At 38.8% G+C, this 3,095-nt stretch carries 1 protein-coding gene; it reads left to right on the top strand.

The window, feature by feature from the left end; translation table 11 throughout:
- On the top strand, nucleotides 1-2,997 hold a 2,997-nt coding region (locus tag HMPREF3112_RS10225; protein ID WP_070439663.1), incomplete at its 5' end, for a hypothetical protein.
- Nucleotides 2,998-3,095 lie beyond the last annotated feature (98 nt).

The raw sequence follows: 3,095 nt of genomic DNA, 5'->3' as shown, positions 1-3,095 counted from the left end.
AGACCTGCCTTCGCTGAGGAAGCTAAAGCTGATAGCTCAACAAACCTTGATGTTACTGCTGCTACCACTGCCAATGTGGAAACCACCGCAGACCTCGTAGAAACTAAGGTTGTCGAAGCTCCTGCTACTACTGAAAATGTGGCTAGCACAGAAAACACCACAAATGTTTCAGAACAAGCCACAACTTCTGCTACAAGTTCGGAAAACGCTAGTGAAACAGCTTCAACAACTGCAAGCGAAAGTCAAGCACCTGCAGAATCGGCCTCAGGCCAAACACGCGAAGCTGTAACTACAGACCGGGCTGCCAGTGAGGCTGCATCAGCAACCGCAGATACCAATAGTGAAACCAATGTTACCGGTGGTCAATATTATAGTGATAGCCTTGGTAACTGGTATTATAAGGATGCTAGTGGTAAGAACCTAACTGGTGCACAAAAAATCGATGGGGTCAACGTTTATTTCGATGAAAATGGCATACAAGTCAAGGGAAACTTTTCAAAAAATAAACAATACTATGATGCAGATTCTGGTGCTCTTGTAACGGATCGTTATATTAATCATCTTGGTGGTGTTTACTATGTCGATAAAAATGGTGAACCATTAAAAGGCGCACAAACCATTCAAGGAAAACAAGTTTATTTCAATGATTACAACGGCCTTCAAGTTCGAGACGGATTTGCTAGCAATGAACACTTCTACGATAAAGATGGTAACCTTGTAACAGATAGCTATGTTTTTAGCACTAAATACAACTATAACAACACTATCTATCCTTTCTATGTTGATAAAAATGGCGACAAATTAAAAGGTGAACAAATCATCAATGGAAAATCTGTCTATTTCGATAAGTATGATGGAGCACAGGTGCGTAATAGCGTTGCTGACAATGGGCGTTTCTATGATCAAGATGGTAATTTAGTTGATCTAGGGAAAAAACACTACGTGTTCATCGATAACCATTGGTTCTATGTTGATGAAGATGGAAAGATACTTAAAGGTGAACAAGTCATTGATGGTGTGAAAGTTTACTTTACCCCTTATTACGGATATCAAATTAAAGGGGATTTTAATTCTGACGGCCAATTCTATGACAAGGATACTGGCGAGCTCGTGACAAACCGTTATATTCAATTAACACGCTACGAATCGAACGGCTCTATGGCTCCAACTCTAGAGACCCATTGGTATTATCTTGGGGCAGACGGAAAAGTGGTAACAGGTCCACAAGTTATTGACGGCGTTCGTGTCTACTTTAACTATAGAGGACACCAAGCAAAAGGAGACTTTGGCTACGATGGTTATTATTATGATAAAGACACTGGAGCACTCGTCAAAAATAGCTTTGTCTCCTTAGAGCAACCATCAGGAACCCTTATTTATTACCTCGATAACGAAGGCAATACAATTAAGGGAGAACAAATTATTAATGGTAAGCATCTCAACTTCGGTGAATACGGTATCCAAGTTAAGGGAAATTTCGCACCTAATGGACTTTTTTATGATGCAATTACAGGGGAACCTGTTACTAATCGTTATGTTCAAATCAATGACCAGAGTAACTCATATAATACCCTTGAAAATAAAGATAAATGGTTCTATATCGGTTCAGACTCTAAAGCTCTTAAAGGAGAGCAAGTCATTAATGGCGTAACCGTATTCTTTGACAAAGATGGGGTTCAAGCTAAAGGGATTTTCGCAGATGACGGTTTCTATTATGATAAAGATTCTGGAGCACGCGTTAATCTTGGCAACAATCAGTTTGTTCAAGTGAACGGTAACTGGTACTATCTTAATAACGAAGGTAAAATTGTAAAAGGTGAACAAGTCATTAATGGCAACAATTTTTACTTTGATAAAGATGGCAAGCAAGTTAAAGGGAACTTTGCTGAAAATGGAGCGTACTATGATGAAAATTCAGGAGTACAAGTAACCAATCGTTATGTTAACTTCAATAACAATTGGTATAGAATCGGTGCTAAAGGTACTCCTCTTAAAGGTGCCCATGTCGTTGATGGTCATAATGTTTTCTTTGACCAAGACGGTAAACAGATTAAGGGCGACTTCGCTTCGGATGGCTACTATTACAGTAAAAATTCAGGAGACCGAGTAGACTTAGGACAAAATCATTATCAAAACATAAACAATAATTGGTATTATATTGGTAATGACGGCAAACGCCTTACTGGTGAACAAGTCATTGATGGTGTCGAGGTCTACTTCGATAGTACTGGTAAGCAGGTTAAAGGAAACTTTGCTGAAAACGATTCATTTTACGATAAAGATAGTGGTGCCCGCCTTAAGGAACAATTTGTCGATTTGAATGGAAAGACTTATTATGTTGATGCTAAAGGCAAAAGACTTAGAGAAGGGGGAGTTCGAACTATCAATGGTAAAGAGTATACCTTTACGGGCGGTGCAGATCCCCACCTTGCTAGAGAAGAATTTCTATATCCTTACGGCTACTCTTCATTCTACGATTTGAATAACAAAGAAGTCAAAGGGCCTCAATTCGTTAAGGCCAGAAGCGGTAATAGATATTACATTACCGCTTCTGGTCACGTCCCATTAGGGCTTCACATTATCAACGGAGAACTTTATATGTTTGATGCTCCGACAAATAAATATGCTGATGGTAGGGTTAGTGCGAATGGCTTGACTAAAGACTATTTCCCATCACTTATTCCTAATGGTAGCCATATCTATTACTTTGATAAGGAAACAGCTACTGCTATAAAAAATCAATATAAAGAGGTTAATGGTAACTGGTATTACTTTGGACCTAATTGGTATGCACTAACCGGTGAACAAACTATTGATGGGGCTCATGTCTATTTCCATAGAGATGGCAAACAAGCTAAAGGGGAACTAGTCACTGTAAATGATAAACTTCATTATTATGATCCTAACAGTGGTGCACGTACTGAGAACACTACCCTCACTATCGAAGGTAAGACCTACCATTTTGATGCTGAGGGAAATGGAAAACTCCTCAATTAGTGTAAGTGAGCAGTAAGCATTATGAAAAAGTAATTCCATCTTCCACTTTAAGAAAACTTTAGGCTTTGCTTTATATACTATAACCATCCTAAAACTTT

The sequence above is a fragment of the Streptococcus sp. HMSC10E12 genome, from assembly GCF_001807855.1.
Lineage (GTDB): Bacteria > Bacillota > Bacilli > Lactobacillales > Streptococcaceae > Streptococcus > Streptococcus salivarius.
This window is presented reverse-complemented; position numbering and strand designations above follow the sequence as displayed.